Origin of the sequence: Tardiphaga robiniae (assembly GCF_013359755.1) — a bacterium.
Lineage (GTDB): Bacteria > Pseudomonadota > Alphaproteobacteria > Rhizobiales > Xanthobacteraceae > Tardiphaga > Tardiphaga robiniae.
Map to the genome: position 1 here is coordinate 1 of NZ_JABMCJ010000002.1, position 311 is coordinate 311.

A 311-nucleotide genomic window follows, 5' to 3' on the forward strand; every position below is an offset into this window, starting at 1 on the left:
GACCTGAGCAGCTGATGCACTGGCATCGCCGGCTGATTTCTTCGCGTCTGCCGTACTCTGTGCCACCACGGACGCGTTACGCGCCACCTCTTCCACCATCAGTTCAAGACGACGCAGCACCTCCGGCCGGGCATCATCCTCCGTCATGGCACAGAGAAAATCATTCAGCGTCCCCGGTTGTGAATCTTCATACACGGTGATGGTCCCGGCGTGCGATGGTGGAAAACCGTCAACCTGCAGGATGACACTGTACTGACCGTACTCCACATCCATGCTGTAACGCCCGGCTTCATCCGGATTCTCTGAGCCCA

At 58.2% G+C, this 311-nt stretch carries 1 protein-coding gene; it reads right to left on the reverse strand.

Features of this window, described 5'->3' with window-relative positions; genetic code table 11:
* A partial coding sequence (locus HP556_RS00010; RefSeq protein ID WP_175365461.1) for a prophage tail fiber N-terminal domain-containing protein occupies positions 1-311 on the reverse strand: 311 nt, incomplete at both ends.